This is a genomic window from Halostella sp. PRR32 (genome assembly GCF_034808085.1).
Classification (GTDB): domain Archaea; phylum Halobacteriota; class Halobacteria; order Halobacteriales; family Natronoarchaeaceae; genus Halostella; species Halostella pelagica.
This window is the reverse complement of sequence record NZ_JAXHGL010000001.1, coordinates 202,852-222,316: the sequence shown is the minus strand read 5'-3', so window position 1 is coordinate 222,316 and position 19,465 is coordinate 202,852. Positions and strand designations below refer to the sequence as shown.

The window sequence follows — 19,465 nt, the reverse complement described above, 5'->3', positions numbered from 1 at the left end:
AGGGTTTGGAAGGCGGAGTGAAAGTGAAGCGGAGGACGGGTCCGCGGTCGGCGAGTCGGGTCCAACGCCGGCCGGACGACACAACCCTTTTCGCTCCGCTCTCCGCAGGCACAGGCATGGACGTCACCTTCCTGGGCACCGGTAGCGCGATGCCGGCCGGCGACAGGTCCCAGACCGGAATCCTCCTCGAAGACGACGGCCGACGCCTCCTCGTCGACTGCGGGAGCGGCGTTCTCAATCGTCTCTCGCAGACCGACCCCGGCTACGAGGGCATCTCGTCGGTGCTCCTGACGCATCACCACCTCGACCACGTCGCCGACCTACTTCCCCTGTTGAAAGCCAGATGGCTGGCCGGCGAAACGCATCTGGAGGTCGTCGGTCCGGCCGGCACGAAGGCGCTGGTCGACGATCTGATCGACGTGTTCGACTATCTCGACGGCCGCGTCGACCTTCAGATACGGGAGGTCGGCCCGCACGAGTTCTCGGTCGCGGGGTTCGATATCGAGGGGTACGAGACGCGCCATTCGACTCCCTGTCTCGCGTACCGCTTCGGGGACGCGTTCGGATTCAGCGGAGACACCGAGGCGTTCGAAGGGTTGGCGACCTTCGCGGACGGGGTGGCCGTCTTCGCGCACGACTGCTCGTTTCCGGACGACGTCGACGTGTCGAACCATCCCACCCCGTCACAGCTCGGCGACGCGTTCGCCGGCACCGAGATCGGGCGACTCTACCTCACCCACCTCTACCCGCACACCGAAGGGAGACACGATGAGATGGTCGCCTCGGTTCGCGAGCGGTTCGACGGCGACGTTCGGGTCGCAAGCGATCTCACGACGTTACGGATCGAATGAGGTTCCGCGGTCGAGAACGATGATTTTCCGACAGTTCGAACGAAACCATCACCCTTAAGGACGACGTGTTGTTAGTAGCCTCATAACAACAGTGCTTACAATGCACGATATAACCAGCTACAACGGGAACGGAGCGTGGTCGACGTGGGTCTGACCGACTCGGTCACGGACGCGATCGCGACGCACACTCGTATCGTGATCGCCGTGATGATCGTCCTCACCGCTGTCGTCGGGGGCGGTGCCGGGATGGTGGAACAGTCTTCGTCGCTAGCCCAGTTCGAGACCGGGTCCGTCGAGGAGGCAAAGCAGAGCTACGTCGAGCAGAACTTCACCTCCGGACGGGAGAACACGACATCGGTACAGGTGATAGTCCGAAACGAGACCGGGAACGTACTCACGAAGGAGTCGTTGCTTCGCTCATTGCGGCTCCAGCAGTCGTTCCGCGAGAACGAAACGATAAACGAGTCGCTCGACGACGAGGACCCCGTTCTGGGAGTCTCGAACTACGTCGCCGCGTACGGTGGGATTCAGGAGGAACAGCGCGCCATCGAGGCCGAGAACGAGAGCTTACAGGCCGACTACGCCGCGCTCGGGCGGCAACAGGAGAAGCTGAACCAGACGGCTAGCGACCTCGAAGCCGCACTCGCAGGCGTTGCACGCAATGAGTCCGCCGACCCGCGAGCCGTGTTCGAATCGGTCCGACGGGACACGCCGGTGAATCTGAGCGACGACGACGCCGAGACGTTCGAGCGGGCGGCGCGGTTGATTCGGAACGCGGAGACCGACGAGGAGCAACGTCTGGCGTACGCCGTCGCCACCTACGCCGGTCCCGGCAACGAGAGCGTCCTCAGCGAGGAGTACGCGGCCGTTCGGGACCGAGCGGACGAACTCCAGCAGCGGCGCGAGACCCTCACCGAACGAGGCCAACAGCTCAAAGAGCGACAGGCCGCGGTTCAGGCGGGCGCTCTCCCGCCCCTCGACGAGCAGATCGACCAGGTAGAGTCGATGAACGACTCTCAGGTCGAGTCCGTCGTCGAGACGCTTCTGAGCGGCGACAACGGTGGGAACGGCGGGCCGCTCGCACTGATGGCGTCGAACTACGACCCCGGGTCGACCACCGCGGACGCGCGGATGATGGTCGTGTTCCAGTCCACCGGGTCGAACGTTCAGAACGCGGGAGAGGTTTCAGATGATCTAGTCGACACTCAGTTGGCCATCCGCGACCAGGCCGAGCGTCAGAGCAACGGGGAACAGTACATCGTCTTCGGCTTCGGCATCATCGGCGAGGAGACCGACCAGTCGATGGGCGACAGTCTCGCCATCGTCGGGCCGCTCGCGCTGCTGTTCGTTCTCCTCACCCTCCTGATCGCCTACCGGGACCTGCTGGATATCGTTCTCGGATTCGTCGGCATCTTCACGGTCCTCATCTGGACGTTCGGGTTCATGGGCTGGGCCGACATCACGTTCAACCAGATCATGATCGCGGTGCCCGTGTTGCTCATCGGGCTCTCTATCGACTACGCGATCCACATCTTCATGCGTCACCGCGAACAGCGTCAGGAGCGCGGGGCCAGCGACGGCGAAAGCGTCCGCGGGTCGATGCGAGCGGCGCTCGTCGGCGTCGGCGTCGCCCTGATATGGGTGACGGCGACGACGGTCATCGGATTCATGTCGAATCTCATCAGCCCGCTCGGACCGATCCAGGACTTCGGGATCGTGAGTTCGTTCGGCATCGCGGTCGCGCTGCTCGTGTTCGGCGCGTTCATTCCGGCGCTGAAAGTAGAGATAGACGGTGCGCTGGAAAAGCGCGGCATCGACCGCCGGAAACGTGCGTTCGGTACCGGGGGAGGCCGGTTTAGCCGAGTGCTTTCGGTCGGGTCGACGGCCGCGAAGGTCGCGCCGTTTGTCGTCATCGCTCTCGCCCTGACTGTCAGCGTCGCGGGCGCGTACGGTGCGACGCAGGTCGACACCAGTTTCTCCAACGAGGACTTCATCGCTGACGACCCGCCGGAGTACATGTACGACCTGCCGGAACCGTTCCGTCCCGGCGAGTACTCCGTGAAGAAGAACCTCGATTACATCAACGACAACTTCCAGCGCGAGGACCAGGTCGCGCAGGTGCTGGTCGAGGGTGATATCACTCACCCGGACACCCTCGAACGCGTCAATCGGTCCGAGGAACGCATCAAGGAAAACGACGTGGCGTTCGTCACCTCCGGCGGCAATCCGTCGGTGACGAGTCCCAACTCGGTGATCAGGTCCGTCGCCGATCGCAACGGGACGATGGCGGCGGTCGTCAACGAGACTGACACCGACGGCGACGGCATTCCCGACGAGAACCTGACGGCCGTGTACGATACGCTGTACGAGGTGGCACCCAGCCAAGCCGGGCAGGTGATCTACCGCGATAACGGCGAGTACCGCGCCGCCCAGGTCGAGGTGTCCGTTCGCGGCGGTCTGTCGACGGCCGAGACCACCGACCGGATGCGAGACGCCGCGGGCGCTGTCGACGACGACGGCGAGAGCGATATCTGGACGGCCACCGCGACCGGGTCGCCGATCGTCAACGAGATCGTCCAGGACCAACTGCTCGACACGGTCATCGAGAGCCTGATGATCACGCTCGTCGCCGTGTTCGGGTTCCTGATGATCGCCTACCGGGTCACGCACGGCAGCGCCTCGCTGGGCGTCGTCACCCTCATGCCGGTCGCGCTGTCCGTCTCGTGGATCCTCGGGACGATGCACGTGATCGGGATGCCCTTTAACGTCCTGACTGGGATGATCACCAGCCTGACCATCGGACTCGGCGTCGCCTACAGCATCCACTTGAGCGAGCGGTTCAACCTCGAACGCAAGCGTCGGGACAACATCTGGGCGGCGATGGACACGAGCATCACCGGCACCGGCGGGGCGTTGCTCGGCAGCGCCGCGACGACAGTCGGCGGGTTCGGCGTCCTCTCCCTCGCCATCTTCCCGGCGCTCCAGCAGTTCGGTATCATCACCGGGCTGACGATCATCTACGCGTTCATCGCGTCCGTGGTCGTCCTGCCGAGTCTGCTCGTCGTCTGGACGAGGTATCTCGCACCCGAGGACCGTACTGCCGGCACCGGCGACACGGACGCGTCAGTCCATCCCGACGGTGGTGAGAACTGATGGCCGAGAGCGACGCGGTGTCGTCGCTCGAACGCCTTGGGCTCACCGGCTACGAGGCGAGAGTGTTCATCGCCTTACAGAAACTCGGTTCCGGGACCGCACGCGACGTTCACAGGGTCGCTGAGGTGCCCCGGTCACAGGTGTACAGCGCCGCCGAGAACCTCGAAGAGCGCGGTCTCGTCGAGGTCCAACAGTCGAACCCGATGCGATACCGGCCGGTCAGCATCGAGACGGCCCGGTCGATCCTGCGCGAGCGCTTCGAGCGCGAACAGGAGCGGGCGTTCGACTACGTCGAGGACGTTCGGGAGGAACACAGCGACGACGGGGAGGAACAGGAGGACATCTGGACCGTCCGCGGTCAGGAACACGTGGAAGACCGGATCGTCGAACTGATTCGCGAGGCAGAGGAGAGCGTCATCTTCGGAACGCCAGACCCGGACCTGATGACCGAGACTATCGAGACGGCGCTTCGTGACCGGGAGAAAGCGGGCCTGTACGTGGGCGTCGTCAGCGTCGACGAGGGGGTCCGGAACCGGTTCGCCGACGATGCGGTCCTCACTACTGTCCCGCCGCCGCCGTTTAGCGGCGACACGAGCATCGGTCGAGTCGTTCGCGTTGACGGGAAAGGCGTCCTCCTCTCCGTGCTCGGAGAAGAAGACGTTTCGGGCATCAACCGGGAGACGGCGTTCTGGAGCGTCGAGACGAACTTCGCGTCCGCCCTGATCGAATTGATGAATTCCAGTTTCGACTCGTTCGACCGGAAGGTGTGACCGTTCGCCGGGACCTCCCGTCTCACTCGAGGCGGTATCGAAGCAGCGCCGCGATGCCGCCGAGGTTCGCGAGTTGTTCGCCGGGCGCGAAGTCCGATGAGAAGACGGTCACGTCGCCGCCCTGTTGCTCGACGTCTCTGACTATCTCGTTGACATCGACATCCCACTCGGCCCCCTCCTCGTCCTCGCTCACTGCGCCGCGCTCCTTTCGGAGGCGCTCGTCCAGCACGAGCAACTGTTCGACCGCGCCGAAGTCGGCGGCTTTCGCGACCTGTTCGGGACCGTATGCCGCTTTCGCGCCCTCGCCGATCCGCTGAGTGAGGGCGTCGATGAGTTCCGCTTCCTCGGCGATACGGGTTTCCTGTTGCACGTCCGCGACGGCCCCGCGTTTTAGCACCTCGTGGACGCCCCGGTCGCCGACCGCGCTCGTGTCCACGGTCGTGACCCTCTCGGCCATGTCGGGCGCTTCCTCTTCGACGAAATCTAACAGGTCCCGCTTCGTGAACCCCGGACCGGCGAGGATGATCGCGTCGACGTCGAGTCGCTTCAGCGCGGCGGTGACCTCGCCGAACAGTTCGTCGCGGGAGCGTGCGTACTCTCCTTTGCCAGTTGTCCCCGTGAACGACCCGTACTCGTCGGTGCCGTACTGGGCGACTGTGTGGATGTGCGCTTCGCCCTCTTCGACGGTTGCGATGGCGACGTCCGGCGCGTCCGTCGCCTCGACGGCCTCCTCTAAGCGTTCTAACTGGTCCGGCTGAAACCGCTTGGTGATCGTTATCTCGTCGCGTTCTTCGACGTTGAGCGTGTGATGGAAGCCGAGTTGGTCCTCGCGGGAGGTGTCGACTATCTCCCCGCCGACCCGCAGGCGGTTGGCGAACTTGGCGAACTCGACGGAGTCCACCTCGATGGTGACGTACATGTGTTCGCGCTGTCCGCCGGTATCGCGCATCTTGTCGTCGTCGCGCTGTATGCGCCGCGTCGTGTCGCCCGAGACGGAGTCACCGGGTTCGAGCACGTACTGCAGGTGCCAGAGGTCGTCCAGGCTCTCCGGGACGAGGGTGATCCGCGTTCGGCCCTCCTCGGCGCGATCCCGGCTCTTGATCTCCATACCTTCCCCTGCGAACTACCCGGATAAGTGCCCTGCTATTCGCGTCGCCGGACCTCCGGTAACCGGTCGGAACAGCGGAATACATCATACAAGTATACAGTGAAAATTGTCATAACAGGCCGTCAGAGGGATGGTAATAGGGAAACTTATCCTTTCGGGGCCCTGTACCGAATATATGACTGAACGGGTCGGGGACACAGGGAGGGTCCTCTGTCGAGATGCGGGCGAAACCGGACCTCTCGATCGCTTCGGCACGACCAACGACGCCGTCGAGGTAATTGCCGGGTGCGGGAATATTCTCGGTATGTGTTACCTTCCACGCGACGACTGCGTTTCTCCTCTCGAATGTAACACCGAACAGCGTGCCACGGACCGAACCATCCCGGACGAAACGCTTGCCGACACCACAAACCCCGACGATGAGTGAACGGGCCAGTTCGAGCGATCCGGCGGACATCCTGCTCGTCGAGGACAACCCGGGCGACGTCCGCCTGACGAAGGAGGCGTTCGAAGACGGCAGGATCGCAAACACGCTCCACGTCGTAAACGACGGGGTCGAAGCGCTCGACTTCCTCTACAGGCGCGGGGACCACGCGGACGCCCCCTGCCCGGATATCGTCCTGCTCGACCTCAATCTCCCGCGAAAAGACGGCGACGAGGTCCTCGAAGAGATAAACAGCGATCCCGAACTCTCGCGCGTCCCCGTGGTCGTTCTGACGAGTTCGGAAGCACAGGAAGACATCGTCAGGTCCTACGAACTCGACGCGAACGCGTATCTCACGAAACCAGTCGACCCGAACAAGTTCATAGACACCGTGAAGACGTTGCAGACGTTTTGGCTCTCGGTCATCCGCCTTCCGCCGTATGCGGACGAGAACGAGCTTTCACCGTCTACGGGTGAGAACGAGTGAGCGCTTCCGACGCGCTCAACGTCCTCCTGATCGAAGACAACCCCGGGGACGCGCGACTGTTCGAAGAGATGCTCAGAAACGCGGAGGAACTGCTTCAGCGTGTCGACTTCGGCCAGACAACTGCAATCGGTTCGCGGATCTACCACGAAAAGCGCATTTCCGACGGCCTCGCACGGTTGACTGACTCCGATATCGACGTGGTCCTCCTCGACCTCGGCCTGCCGGAAAGTACCGGTCTGGACACGCTCAGTACGATGGTCGATGCGACGGAGTTCGTCCCGATAGTCGTCCTCACGGGACTCCGCGACGAGCAGGTCGGGATCGAGGCGATCCAGCACGGCGCACAGGATTACCTCGTGAAAGACGACGTGACGAGTGACCTGCTGGTTCGGTCGATCCACCACGCTATCGAACGGAACCGTCAGGAACGCGACCGCACGCGACGACACGAGCAACTGAAAGCGCTCAACACGCTAAACCGCGCCCTCACCGACGCCGAGACGGCGGACGAGGTGAGCGAGTTCGTAGTCGAGGCGGCCGCGGAGACGCTCGGTCTCCCCGTGACGGCTATCGCGCTTTACGACGACCAGGAAGGCGACCTCCGCCCGTCCAGGATGACGGACGACGCCGCAGAGGTCTTGCGTGACACCTCGATACTCGACATCGGCGAGGGGTCCGGCTGGGGGGCGTTCATCGAGAACGACACGCGCCGCGTATCCGTCCCGCCCGACGACGGGGAGAGTTCGGATCACCCGTTGGCTACCGAGTTGGCTATCTTCCCCCTCTCGAAACACGGCGTATTCATAACGGGGGCGACCGAGTCCGGCGGGTTCAATGCGACCGATTTCGAGTTCGGCGAAACGGTCGCCGGAAACGTTACGGCCACGCTCGACCGGGTGGACCGCGAACGGGAACTGTACGAGAGAGAACAAACACTCGAAGCGCAGAACCAGACGCTCGAACGGTTGAACCGGGTCAACGACATCATTCGGACCATCGCTCAGTCGCTCGTTCAGGCGTCCACCAGACAGGAGATAGAGACGGTCGTCTGCGAACAGTTGGCGGACGTCGGTCCGTACGAACTCGCCTGGGTCGGCGAACGCGATGCGATGGCCGAAGAACTCTCACCCCGGGAGTTCGCCGGCGACGAGAGGGGGTTCCTCGAAAACGTCAATTTAAACGTGGGTGACCTCCCTGAGACGCAAAACCCCACCGCTGAGGCGGTGAAGACACGCGAACCTCAGGTCGTCAACAACGTCGTCGTAGACCGTTCGCTGGGTCCGTGGCGTCAGGAGGCGCTCGAACGGGGCTACCACGCCACCATTGCACTGCCGTTGAGTTACGAAAACACGCTGTACGGTGTCCTCAACGTCTACGCAGGGGAATCCGGCGTGTTCAACGAACTGGAACAGACTGTACTGACGGAGTTGGCCGACACCATCGCGTACGCGATCAACGCGGTCGAGAGCAAGAAGGCGCTCGTGAACGACGAGATCACGAGACTGCGGTTCTCCGTAACTGACTCTTCTCTCACCTTCGTTGAGTTGGCTCGGGACCTCGACTGCGATATCACTGTCGACAACGTGGTCCCGCGGTCGGCCGGCGGGGTTCGGTATTTCTTTTCGACGCGCGGGGTGCCGGCGGACGACGTCCTCGAATACACACACCGCTTCCCGGCGTTCGACCTCACTGTGATCTCTGAGTACGAGGAAGACGGCGTTCGAATCAGTTTGTTCGAGGCTGACCTCTCCGCCGAGAGCCTCGCAACGACCGTGCTGGATCACGGCGGACGGATGCACAAACTGTACGTTGAAGACGGGGTCGCCACAGTGACGGTCGACCTAGCCGCCGATGCGGCCATCCGCGAGTTCGTCGACATGTTTCAGACGAAGTATCAGAACTCGGAACTGGTCGCCCAGCGGAACAAGGAACGCCCCCACCAGTCGACCACTGGACTGCGAGCATCGCTGACCGAGGCGCTGACTGACCGCCAGCTAGAGGCGTTTCAGACTGCATACTTCGGCGGGTATTTCGAGACGCCGCGCGAGCGCACCGCAGTCGAAGTCGCCGAGTCGATGGGTATCTCTCAGCCGACGTTCAACAATCACCTCCGCGCGGCCCAGCGGAAACTCTGTGAGAAACTCTTCCACGAGGGGTCGCTATAACGTCGGTGCCTCGACCGACCCCCTGATAGGGACTGTTGTAAGTCATTTCGGCCTGTCGCCGTCACGGGTCGGCGAATACCGGTCCACAGTTACAACAGTCCCTAAAGGAGTACAACCGCGATGCCCGCTCCCGGGGCTCTGTGTCACGACCCACGCCGTGACAGCAACGGACCGATACCAACCGAGTACATGATCACGCCGCTGAATATCACGGCGTAGTACAGCCATATTGGCCAGCCCGCGCCCTCGAAGGCGAACGTTACGACGCCGACCCACGCGACGATGACCACCAGATCCAGCACCAGTACACGCCAGGGAAGGGATCCGAGAACGAGCCGCGGTAGCCGCGAAAGCCCGGTCAACGCCATAGTTACTCTGTGGACGTTCTCGGTAGTAAAAGTACACTGCCGGCTGTAACTGTTTGTGCGTCAGTCACCGGTCGATCCGGCGAACTCGGTCGCTGATCCGCTGGTTAGAAATGCAGGCCGTACTCGGAGTACAGGTGGTGCGCGGCGGTTCCCCAGGCGAAGTTCGACCCGGGCCACCAGGTCCGGGCGTTGTTGATGCCGCCGACGAGGAGGTAGTCGTCCGGGTTTTCGGGGTCCTGATGGAAGTTCACCGACCCGCTGTCGCCGTCGGCGAGATCGCCCTCGTCGCCCCACTTGAGCTGTCCGGATTTACAGACCGCTCCAGTGTAACAGGTCACGCCGTCGATCCCCTTGATCCGGCCCGCGGAGTCGTCTGACAGCGCACCGACTTTTCTGAGTGATTCCCCCCGTGCACTCAGGTCGGCCAGACCCATCTTGGTGTAGTGGCCGATGACCTGCGACGGCGAGGCCCGTTCGATCTCCGTCGACGGACGGTACTCCTCGGCCGGGGCGATCTGGCCGATATCTGCCTCAGGATAGCCTCGCTCCACAGTTCCGATCTGATGCTGTTCCCCGTCGTGGAGGAGAAACAGCGACTCGCCCCGATGTTCGGTCGATTTCGCCCCCGAAGCGCCGAACACGTGATTCGACGTGGCGAAAAACCGAGAGCCGGTTTCGGCGTCGAACAGTGCCGGGGTGAGAGTGCCGAAGTTCTCTCCAGCCTGACACACGACGCCACCGGGAACGTGGGCCGGGTCGAGTTCGGACACCTGGTAGGCGTCCTCGGAGTCGTGGTCCGTTCCGGATTTCGGGGGGATCTCGTCGACGAGACTCACCTCGACGGGGACCTCCTCCGTCAGGTTCCCCAGCGAATCGGAGATGTTCTCCTCCGTCGCGTCGACGGAGACCGATGCCTGGGGGTCGTCGTAACTGCCCGGGACGATGAACGAACCCTTCACCGGCGACAGGCTCGACGACCGGATCTCCTCCTGTACCCGTAACGCTATCCGCAGGCTCTCGTGCCACGCGACCGGCACTTCCTTCGTTCGGGGTTCGAGCGCCGTCGCCCCCGGTTCCGGCCGGGCCATCGCGTAGGTGATGCTGTCGAGGTCGTTCGACGACACGTAGTTCGCACCGAAACCGAAGACGAGCGCACCCGCCACGCCGACGTTGACACCGGTCCGTAACAGTTGGCGACGACGGACGCCGCTGTCCGGTTCGGAGCCCTGATTCTCCGAGTCGTCGGTATCGGGTCGCTCTTCGTCTGTCACGTCAGCCCTACAACGCCGCGCGTAATGAATCGTTGCCAGAACAGGACGCTGAAAAGACACGACTAACGGGTTAAATGTAGGCCCGGAACACTACCGGGCGAGTTTCTACTAGTAGGCTCGGTAAAACCGAAATCGACTCTGCTATATATTGCATCCCGTTAAGTAGGCATACTTGCAGAAGTGTGTCTCTCTGCTGCCGTGATGGTGTGAGTACGACAGGTACGAGCCATTAGATTCTCAGTGAGTCGTTGTCGTGAGCCGTATATTAAATATAGAGGACACGTCTGTCGGCTACTCAGTACGGACCTGGCTACGCCAGAGGGGCGATCAACTGTAAGACGATGTCAGAAAATTCGAGGTACCCGAGCAGCACGAGCGCCAGGAACCCACCCGCCGCGAGTGCGGCCAGACCCAATAGCAAAGACGTGAGGCCACCGCCGATGTACCGCACCATGGTTCGGGTCTCCGTCGTATCGGAGACGGAGAACGTGTCCGTCTCACCACCGTCACCGATGTAGAACCGTTCACCGTCCGGACCATCTCCCTGGGCGTGGCGCTTCTGGCCGAACACGTGCACACGATCCCCGGGTGCCAGTCGTCCCTCGTACCGCTTGTCCGTCGAGGCGTCCACTGGTCCGATATCTATTTCGGAGCCCCCCGAGATCTTCTCCGTGTCCAGCGAGACGGTCGCCCCGTCCGGATCGACGGCGACACTCCCGGTCTCGTCGGTCACGTAGAACGGTTGCGTCTCTGTGCCGCTATCGACGGTTTGCCACTCGGCTCCGCTTTCGGTGCTCCGGTTCTCCTCGTGCCTTTGGAGTTTGTACTCGTGGGCCACGGCGGGTGTGTCGGTGTACTTCGTGGTGAGCAACTCCGCTTCGAGTTGCTCGACTTTCCCCTGTACCTCGACGACACCGTCCTCGTACTCGACGTCCCCTGCATCGATCGGGTCGCTCTGCCAGATGGTCCAGCCACTCTGTAGGTTCCCCAGTGCTTGGTAGGTGATATACGCGCCGACGGCGACGAGGGCGAGCGCTGCGGCGCCGACGACAGGTTGTGGGATTTCAGCCATTGTGATCACTGACTTGTCCGGTCCGATAATTACGCATGAAGAATACATTAACTTTCATTTATTTAGAAACTTTGGAAACAGCAATGCGTTCTGTATGTGGTTGCACGCTTGCTCGAGGAGTCCGTTTGGTCGAGTTTTTGCAAGCGAGCAGCGCCGGACGCGCCGCGTCTCGCGGGTCGAACGGACGACTTGCGCGTCACTCGTCCAACGAAGCGAGCGCTGCAAAAGGTCGTAATGTAGGCCCGGAACACTAACGACCGACATCACTCCTGGCGGCGTGCCGGGTCAGTCGGGAAACCCTCGTGCCGGGCCAGCGCTACGGCGTCCGCAGCGCCGAATCTATCGCGTGCCTGGGTTCTCCGCACTGTCATCGCTCCCTGACGGGAAAACTCGGGCGGGGACTTGTGGCGCGCATATGTCTCAAGGAGCGCAACGGGTTAACCCCTTTCGAATGCCCTAAACAGCTATACCGTGCCGAAAACCGTCACTGCGTCTCCGTCAGTCCGTTACAGTGTGTACTCGGATTCGTCGAACTGGACGTACTTGCCGTTTCGGTACTTCCGCTTCGTCGACTTGTACTTGCCGTAGAGTTTGAGGCCTCTGACGCCGCTCCGGATCCGCGGCTTGAGAAGGCTACCGCTACGGTCGTCGGAGAGCATGTCGGTGGCTACGGAGAAGGTACGGTCCCAGTCGTCAGGTTCGTACTCCGCGACGATGTCGGCGAAGGTGACGTTTCGCAGTATCTCGTCGCCGATGGCTTCCTTCCAGGCGTCGTTGTACCGCGAGAGCGAATCCGTCGCGGCGAGTTCGCCAGCTATCTTGCCCGAGCGGATGGCGACGTGGTAGCCGCCCTCATGGAACGCCGAGGTGGTCCCCATCGCGCCGCCGGCGACGGCGACGTTGGCCGCGGTCGGCGAGTCGATGGGGCGAGTCGAAGAGATCGGGTACGTCTCTGTCCCCTTCGTCTTTCCGCGGTCCTCGACGATCGGGAAGTCCTCCTCGATGTCGTACTCGTCGCCGTACTCGCGTTCGAGCAGGCGGCGGATGTACTCGCCGCCGCGGGGGATCTCCTCGTCGTCCGGCCGGAGCAGGTCGTACTCCTCCGGATTCTCGACGTCGTCGATGTCCATGCCGATAGGCATGGTCAGGCCGACGCGGGCGACCGTGCCGTCGTTGGGGAACACCCACGGGTAGGCCGTCTCGCCGGGCATCACACCCCACCAGAACTTCAGCGTGTCGTCGTCGAAGGCGTCCTCCGGGAAGCGTCGGTACTCCTGATAGGCGATGTGGTTCGCGTCGGTCGACGCCAGCACGTCGGTGATGCTCCGGTCCTCGGGCGTGAACTGGTCTAGTACGCGGTTGGTCACGGTCCGTTGTGGACCGTCCGCGAGAACGAGGTAATCCGCCTCGACCTCGCCGCCGTCAGCCAGCGTGAGGTGATGTGTGGGGCCCGAGAGGTCCGTTTCCACGGTCCCAACGCTAGTGCCAACGCGGTACTCGGCCCCGGCGTCCTCCGCTTTCTCGCGCCACCAGTCGTCCATTCGGGCGCGGTGGAAGGCGAATCCGAAGTGCGGGTACGAGGAGTCGATCCCCGTCCGACCGAGGGTGCACGACGCGGTCGGACCGATGAAGTCGACGTCCTCCAGTTCCTGCAAGATAACCTCGTCCGGGATCTCCCGGTAATCGACGTCCATGATGTCGACCCAGTAGTCCAGCATTCCCGCGGCGTCCGTCGAATCCGGTCCCGGGCCGTCCCTGTCCTCTCGGGGGACGCCCTTCTCGAAGACGACGACGTCCGCGCCGCGTTGGGCCGCCTGCAACGCCGCGGCGGTGCCGGCCGGACCCCCACCGACGACGGCCACGTCTGTCCGTTCCATACGCGAACCCGACTGGTTGAGCGGTATTAAATTCCCCTGACTCCGCGACGCTCGTCCGGTCCGGGTCGGCCGCGGAGCGGCAGTCCTCAGGCGGGGGGACTTTTGCCGGTCCCCCGCGCAGTAGCACGCATGTCGACGTACGAGTATCTCTCAGTCGAGCGCATCGACGGCGTCGGACGGATCGCGATGGAACGCGCCGACCACCACAACGCGCTCACCGTTCAGATGGCGGGCGAACTCCGCGACGCGACGAACGACCTCGCCGAGGACGACGAGGTTCGCTGTCTCGCCCTCACGGGATCCGGCGGCACGTTCAACACCGGTGCCGACCTCTCGACGTTCGAGGGCGACGCGACCGACGGGCGTCGCCTGCGCGCTCTCGCGAGCCGACTACACGGCGCGGTCCGGAACGTCGCCACCGCGAAGATGCCGACGGTGACGGGCGTCAACGGCGTCGCGGCCGGCGGCGGGTTCGGCCTCGCGCTGTCCGGCGATCTGGTCCTCGTCGCAGACGACGCTCGCTTCGAGTTCGCCTACCCGGAGATCGCGCTCTCCGGCGACGGCGGGTCGACGTACTTCCTCCCACGATTGGTGGGTCACCGCCGGGCGCGAGAGATCGCCCTGCTCGACGAACCGATCCCCCCGGCGGAGGCTGTCGAGATGGGCCTCGCGACGGAACTCGTCCCGGCAGAGGAGTTCGACGACCGCCTCGCGGAACTGGCAGCGACGCTCGCCGACGGGCCGACGCGGGCATACGGCGCGACGAAACGCCTGCTGAACAAGAGCTACGCGCGGGACCTCCCGGCCCAGCTCGCCGCCGAAACCGACTCCATCTCCGATCTATCGAGAACGTCGGATTACGCGCGAGGTCACGACGCGTTCTTCGGGGCTGACGACCCCGATTTCACCGGCGAGTAAGTCGAGTATCCGCCGGCGAGCCGCTCTTCTCAACAATTAAGCGGTTCCCCGCAGAGAGTCGATGTATGGTCGACGCTCCCGAGGTTCTGGTGTTGCGGAAGGGAACTCACGGCGATCCGGTCGAACAGTACGCCGACGCGCTCCGTGACCGACTGCCGGACGGAACCGTGACGCTGGCTCGAACGCCGGACGAGGAACGGGAACTGATCCGGGACGCCCGATACGTCACCGGGATGGAACTTGACGAGCGCGTGCTGGAACGCGCTGACGAACTCGACGTGTTCGCCTGCGCGTACGCCGGGACGGGCCACCTGCCGCTCGATGCCCTTGCTGACCGAGGCGTCGCCGTGACGAACGCTTCGGGCGTCCACGGGCCGAACATGGGCGAACACGTTCTGGGTGCGATACTCTCGTTCACCCGACGGTTCCACGAGGGGTGGCGTCGGCAACAGCGCCGCGAGTGGCGTCACTACCAGACTCACGAACTGGCCGGGAGTACGGTCACGGTCGTCGGCCTCGGCGCTATCGGCCGGGCCGTCGTCGAGCGGTTGGAACCGTTCGGCGTCGACACCGTCGGCGTCCGCTACAGCCCCGAAAAAGGCGGTCCGACCGACGAGGTGTTCGGCTTCGACGACCTGGGCGAGGTTGCGGCCCGCACGGACTACCTCGTGTTGGCCTGCCCGCTGACCGACGAGACGCGCGGTATCGTCGGCCACGAGGAGTTCGTCACGCTTCCGCCGAGTGCCGTCCTCGTCAACGTCGCTCGCGGGCCAGTCGTCGACACCGAAGCGATGGAGACGGCGCTCCGGAAAGGGTGGATCCGCGGGGCGTCACTGGACGTCACGGACCCCGAACCGCTCCCCGAGGACCATCCGCTGTGGAACCTCGAGAACGTCCAGATAACGCCGCACAACGCGGGTCACACCCCCAACTACTACGAGCGTCTGGCGGACGTAGTCGCCGGTAACGCCGAGCGATACGCCGCGGGCGACGAGGACCTGGAGAACCGAGTGATCTGACGACGGTTCGTGTCTTGCTCATCTGGCCGGTGTCGTCACCGAAGTCACTCTATCCACGCGACCCAAAGGAAGAGACAGCCGACCGCGACGACCCACGCAGCTATCCAGTAGAGCGCGACCGGCTTGTCGGCGTTTCTGCCAAGCACCGCCAGCCCCGCGCCGCCGGCGATGGTCCCCAGCCCCAGCGCGACGAGCGCCGCGGTGGCGGCGAGCGACTGGGTGTCGGCCGCTTCCGCGTCCTCGGCGGATCGGTCGAGCACGGGGACCACTTCGTCGGCCACTGTACCCGGGAGGACTAGCCACCGCGGCGTCCCGACACCCGCATCGTGAGAGAGGGTCACGACAGCGTACACGCCGATATCACGCCGCCGGACATCTGTGATGGCGTCGATGTCTATCTCGCTGTCAGCGTACGTGAGTGACCCGACGTCCGGATCCAACACGCCGTCGCTCGTGAGCCACTTCCCGGCGGCGAAGGCGGCGAGCAAAACCACGAACATCGACGCAAGCAGCGCCGGCGAACCGACGGCGAACGCGGCGACGAGCGCAACCGCGCCCAGTGTGGCTGCGACAACCGTCCCGCCGACGCTCAAGCGCCGGAACTCCCGCCAGGTCTCGGGCATCGGCGGCCGCTGCTCCGGGTCGGTGAGAAGCGGCAGGAGATACAGCAGCGAGAACGGCCCGCCGACGAGCGTCAGGAGAACGAGCAGGCCCAATACCCGGTAGTTGCCGCTCCAGAGCGTGAGCGCGAACAGGCCCACGATGCTGCCGGCGATCACCAGCGCCATCCCACCGAAGACGGCGATCTGGAGGTAGCAGAACCCGCGGGCCATCCGCGAGTTCCCGGATCCGAGTGACCACGTCACCCGTCGCTCGGCCATAGTTTCGGCTAGGAGCGGCGTGACGAAAAACGCTTGCATTCATCCGCATCGTCTGACTGCCCAGAGGTCGAAGTGCGTTTCATCGCCAGTGACGGCTCGTGAACTCGCCGCTCCGGGGGACGTTGAAAAAGCAGCAGCGGCCACCGTGCTGCTGTCGGGGCTTTCAGATGTAGTTCTGGTCGACCAGCAACTCTCCGTTCAGTACGCTCGCGCCGGCGGCACCGCGAATGGTGTTGTGCGCGAGACAGTCGTACTGGACGCCGTCGGACGTTTCCTGCACGGGTCCGACGGCGATCCCCTGGCCGTCGTCGATGTTGCGGTCGAGACGCGGCTGGGGGCGGTTGGGGTCGTCGAACACGTGAATGAGCCGGTCGGGCGAGGAGGGAAGATCGAGGCCGGACGCGTCGCGGAACGCCTCCTCGACCGCTTCGGGCGACGCCGACTCCTCGGTCTCGGCCCAGACGTTTTCGAGGTGGCCGTCGAGCGTCGGCACACGGTTACACGAGGCGGCGACGTCCATCCCGTGCCACTCCACCTCGCTCCCGTCGAACTCGCCGAGGAGCTTCCGGGATTCGGTCTCCATCTTCTCCTCCTCGCCGCCGATGTGCGGGAGGACGTTGTCGATGATCTCCATGGACGAGACGCCGTCGTAGCCGGCCCCCGAGACGGCCTGCAGAGTCGAGACGGTGACGCGCTCGAGGCCGAACCCGTCGAGCACCGCGAGGGAGGGGACCATCGTGATCGTCGAGCAGTTCGGGTTCTTGATGAGCGCCCCGTCCCACCCGCGCTCGTCGCGCTGGACCTCGATCAGGTCGAGGTGGTCGTGGTTAACCTCCGGGATGACGAGCGGCACGTCGTCGGCCAGTCGCGCGTTCGAGGAGTTCGACGAGACGACGTAGCCCGCGTCGGCGAACTCGGGTTCGACTTGCTCGCCGACGCTCGACGGGAGAGAGGAAAAGAGGAGATCGACGTCGTCCGGAACCTCGTCGGGGTCCGTCGCGCCGACAGTGATGTCGGCGACGCCGTCCGGGATCGGGCTGTCGACGCGCCACTTGGCCGCGTCGCGGTACGTTCGTCCGGCGGAGCTTTCACTGGCGGTGAGCGCTGCGATTTCGAACTCGGGATGCGGGTCGAGTAGTTGGATGAGTCGTTGCCCGACCGCACCGGTTGCACCTAAAACGCCTACGCGTACAGACATTGACGTACCTTCGGCAACGGCGACGCAAAACCATTTGGGTCAGGCCACGATTTGCTGGCAGTTCTATCTCGCGTGGCCGACGGCCCGGAGTCCGGGAGAGAGAAACGCGTCGCTACGGACCGTCGTTCGTTGCCTATCGAGCCAGAATCGGGCCGAACTACGCTTCGGCGGTGTTCTGTTTCTTCGTGACGTAGCCGGCGATGCGGTTCCGGACGCCCTTCGCCTCGATGTTGGTCAGTTCCTGCACGCTCTTTTTGTTCTGCTCGAAGTCGTCGTTGAACGCGTCCGGGTACCGCTCCAGGAGGATGGTCCCGGTCTTCTTGACGTAGTCGGGTTTGATCGGCATACCCTGTCCTTGCCCGGACTGGCCCTAAAAGGATTCGTTCTCCGATTTCCACCCGGAGAGTTCCGTCACGCGCTCGAACGCGGCCCGTTCGCGGTCGCCGCCGCAGGTTTCGACGACCTCCTCGAAGTACGCGAGTCGGTCCCGGAGGGCGGCGGTATCATAGGCGTCGACGTCCAGTCGCGACGCCGCGACGGTCGCCTCGATGACGGCGTAGTAGCCGCGGTTGGTCGTCGGAACGGTCTCGCGCTCGACGCCGGAGTCCGCCGGCCTGAGTTCCCACGTCTCCCAGCGCGTGTCGCCGTCGTCGCCCGCGTCCGATCGGTTCGCTGTCACCTCGGCCCACGCGTCCGCACTGTCGAGTACGGGACCGTCGACCTCGTAAATCGAGAGCGCGGCCTCGACGAACGTCTCGGGGTCGCGGGAAAACTGGACGTAGCCGCCGCCCTGCCGGTGGAAGTTCCGGCGCGTTCGAGTGTCGCCCCACGTCGTCGCCGTTACCGGGTCGCCGGCGTGAAGGCCGAGCGCCGCGACGTTCCAGCGGTCGTTCGGTCCGAGCGTAGTCACGAGCGACTCCGTGACCCCCCGGAGTTCGACGGGCCAGGGGTCGCTCATACCTCGACCTCGTCGCGTTCCAGTGCGACGAACAGCGCCGCGGCGGTGAGGTCGGCGGTCGTCCCCGGGTTGACGCCGGACTCGACCAGCGATTCGGAGAACGCGTCGACGAGCGTGGGACCGTCCTCGCGGGCCTCCTGTGCGCGTACCATGACGCTCCGCGCCGCCTCCGTGCCGTGTTGCTTGGCGACGAACGTGTCTGGTTCCCGCGAGAGCATCCACAGGAACGTGTCTGCCGCGCGGGCCGACACGGGTCCGTCGGCGTCGGCGATGCGGTCTGCGGCGCGGAACGTGCGCTCGAAGCCGTCGACCCACTCCCGGGCGACACCGTCGTAGTCGGCGCTCTCCGCCATCACGTCGTAGAGGGTGAGTCCGCGGTCCCGGATATCGGGGACGGCATCGCTTCCTCTGCGGACGTCGAGGGCGTCCGCGTCGTCCGGCAGATCGCCGGCGTACACGTCCACGTGGTCGAACGCGCGGTAGAAGTTCGCGGCGTCTTCGACGGTCGTGTCTCCGGCGACGGCGGCGGCGTTCTCGGGCGACAGGGCGTCGGCGGTCCGGACCAGGGGGGTAAGAAGCAAGAGCGCGCCGAACTGCGTGTTACCGCCGCTCTGGTCGCTCATCCCGCGGACCGCCCGCTCGAACGCCTCGCCGACTGGCGCGCCGTCGGCCGCGTCTTCGAGTCCGGGGCGGGCACCGACCGCACCCGCAAGGAAATGTTCGAACCGGAGGTCAGGGTACTCCCGCTCGCGGTCGACGTTTCCGGGCTTCGGCGTTCCCGCTACTTCGAGCAAGAGTGCGAGTTCCGCGTTCTGTGCGGGCGTTCTCATGGCATGAGCGTTTTCCCGTGCGACTACTTATACTGTCGGCTGTCCCCGCGAAACAGTGCCGCCGGAGAGGCTGGAAGTATAACGTACTGCTACGGTATTCGGAGTCGGGTTGTCC

The 19,465-nt window shown here is 64.2% G+C and carries 18 protein-coding genes; 8 read left to right on the top strand and 10 right to left on the bottom strand.

The features are described 5' to 3' along the window. Positions 1 to 116: 116 nt before the first annotated feature. From SM753_RS01245 to SM753_RS01235, 3 genes are all read left to right on the top strand, one after another. A complete protein-coding gene (locus SM753_RS01245) occupies positions 117 to 851 on the top strand; it encodes an MBL fold metallo-hydrolase (protein ID WP_323190243.1) in 735 nt (244 codons plus the stop codon). A 135-nt stretch (positions 852 to 986) separates the two neighbouring features. Continuing rightward, the gene (locus tag SM753_RS01240; protein ID WP_323190242.1) at positions 987 to 4,004 is read left to right on the top strand and encodes an MMPL family transporter; all 3,018 of its coding nucleotides are present in this window, start codon (positions 987 to 989) and stop codon (positions 4,002 to 4,004) included. Continuing rightward, positions 4,004 to 4,774, top strand: a complete 771-nt coding sequence (locus SM753_RS01235; protein WP_323190241.1) for a helix-turn-helix domain-containing protein — start codon at positions 4,004 to 4,006, stop codon at positions 4,772 to 4,774. The genes SM753_RS01240 and SM753_RS01235 overlap by 1 nt, the downstream gene beginning before the upstream one ends. Before the next feature lie 22 nt (positions 4,775 to 4,796). On the opposite strand, the gene SM753_RS01230 is transcribed toward SM753_RS01235, so the two are convergent. Beyond that, a complete protein-coding gene (locus SM753_RS01230; RefSeq protein WP_135534259.1) occupies positions 4,797 to 5,882 on the bottom strand; it encodes an mRNA surveillance protein pelota in 1,086 nt (361 codons plus the stop codon). 175 nt (positions 5,883 to 6,057) lie between these two features. Here SM753_RS01230 and SM753_RS01225 point away from each other — a divergent pair, with 175 nt between their 5' ends. The 3 genes from SM753_RS01225 to SM753_RS01215 are packed head-to-tail and all read left to right on the top strand — an operon-like array spanning position 6,058 to position 8,958. Then, complete coding sequence (locus SM753_RS01225; protein ID WP_138797541.1) at positions 6,058 to 6,309, top strand: hypothetical protein; 252 nt, start codon at positions 6,058 to 6,060, stop codon at positions 6,307 to 6,309. After that, complete coding sequence (locus SM753_RS01220; RefSeq protein ID WP_323190240.1) at positions 6,302 to 6,793, top strand: response regulator; 492 nt, start codon at positions 6,302 to 6,304, stop codon at positions 6,791 to 6,793. Before SM753_RS01225 ends, SM753_RS01220 begins: the two co-directional genes overlap by 8 nt. Further along, positions 6,790 to 8,958, top strand: a complete 2,169-nt coding sequence (locus SM753_RS01215; RefSeq protein ID WP_323190239.1) for a bacterio-opsin activator domain-containing protein — start codon at positions 6,790 to 6,792, stop codon at positions 8,956 to 8,958. Before SM753_RS01220 ends, SM753_RS01215 begins: the two co-directional genes overlap by 4 nt. A 143-nt stretch (positions 8,959 to 9,101) precedes the next feature. Here SM753_RS01215 and SM753_RS01210 read toward each other — a convergent pair whose 3' ends face one another. The 4 genes from SM753_RS01210 to SM753_RS01195 all read right to left on the bottom strand — a co-directional run bounded on the left by SM753_RS01210 (position 9,102) and on the right by SM753_RS01195 (position 13,546). Further along, entirely contained in the window at positions 9,102 to 9,326 is a 225-nt protein-coding gene (locus SM753_RS01210) for a hypothetical protein (RefSeq protein ID WP_135534255.1), read from the bottom strand. A 104-nt stretch (positions 9,327 to 9,430) separates the two neighbouring features. Further along, a complete protein-coding gene (locus SM753_RS01205) occupies positions 9,431 to 10,597 on the bottom strand; it encodes a hypothetical protein (protein ID WP_323190238.1) in 1,167 nt (388 codons plus the stop codon). Positions 10,598 to 10,907: 310 nt separating this feature from the next. Further along, the gene (locus tag SM753_RS01200; RefSeq protein ID WP_323190237.1) at positions 10,908 to 11,669 is read right to left on the bottom strand and encodes a GIDE domain-containing protein; all 762 of its coding nucleotides are present in this window, start codon (positions 11,667 to 11,669) and stop codon (positions 10,908 to 10,910) included. 506 nt (positions 11,670 to 12,175) lie between these two features. After that, entirely contained in the window at positions 12,176 to 13,546 is a 1,371-nt protein-coding gene (locus SM753_RS01195; RefSeq protein WP_323190236.1) for an NAD(P)/FAD-dependent oxidoreductase, read from the bottom strand. A 129-nt stretch (positions 13,547 to 13,675) separates the two neighbouring features. Between SM753_RS01195 and SM753_RS01190 the strand changes: the two genes are divergently transcribed. Both SM753_RS01190 and SM753_RS01185 read left to right on the top strand, forming a co-directional pair. Then, complete coding sequence (locus SM753_RS01190) at positions 13,676 to 14,464, top strand: enoyl-CoA hydratase-related protein (RefSeq protein WP_323190235.1); 789 nt, start codon at positions 13,676 to 13,678, stop codon at positions 14,462 to 14,464. Between the two features lie 65 nt (positions 14,465 to 14,529). Continuing rightward, positions 14,530 to 15,483 carry a D-2-hydroxyacid dehydrogenase gene (locus SM753_RS01185; protein WP_135534251.1) on the top strand — a complete coding sequence of 318 codons (954 nt, stop codon included), beginning with the start codon at positions 14,530 to 14,532 and terminating at the stop codon, positions 15,481 to 15,483. Between the two features lie 44 nt (positions 15,484 to 15,527). On the opposite strand, the gene SM753_RS01180 is transcribed toward SM753_RS01185, so the two are convergent. The 5 genes from SM753_RS01180 to SM753_RS01160 all read right to left on the bottom strand — a co-directional run bounded on the left by SM753_RS01180 (position 15,528) and on the right by SM753_RS01160 (position 19,350). After that, positions 15,528 to 16,364, bottom strand: coding sequence for a hypothetical protein (locus tag SM753_RS01180; protein ID WP_323190234.1), 837 nt, complete (start codon positions 16,362 to 16,364; stop codon positions 15,528 to 15,530). A 163-nt stretch (positions 16,365 to 16,527) separates the two neighbouring features. Continuing rightward, on the bottom strand, positions 16,528 to 17,562 hold the full coding sequence (asd, locus tag SM753_RS01175; RefSeq protein WP_323190233.1) for an aspartate-semialdehyde dehydrogenase: 1,035 nt from the start codon (positions 17,560 to 17,562) through the stop codon (positions 16,528 to 16,530). A gap of 157 nt (positions 17,563 to 17,719) precedes the next feature. Next, on the bottom strand, positions 17,720 to 17,908 hold the full coding sequence (locus SM753_RS01170; protein ID WP_135534248.1) for a 30S ribosomal protein S17e: 189 nt from the start codon (positions 17,906 to 17,908) through the stop codon (positions 17,720 to 17,722). 24 nt (positions 17,909 to 17,932) lie between these two features. After that, positions 17,933 to 18,520, bottom strand: a complete 588-nt coding sequence (locus tag SM753_RS01165) for a DUF447 domain-containing protein (RefSeq protein WP_323190232.1) — start codon at positions 18,518 to 18,520, stop codon at positions 17,933 to 17,935. Continuing rightward, positions 18,517 to 19,350, bottom strand: a complete 834-nt coding sequence (locus tag SM753_RS01160) for a triphosphoribosyl-dephospho-CoA synthase (protein WP_323190231.1) — start codon at positions 19,348 to 19,350, stop codon at positions 18,517 to 18,519. The genes SM753_RS01165 and SM753_RS01160 overlap by 4 nt, the downstream gene beginning before the upstream one ends. Positions 19,351 to 19,465: the final 115 nt, after the last annotated feature.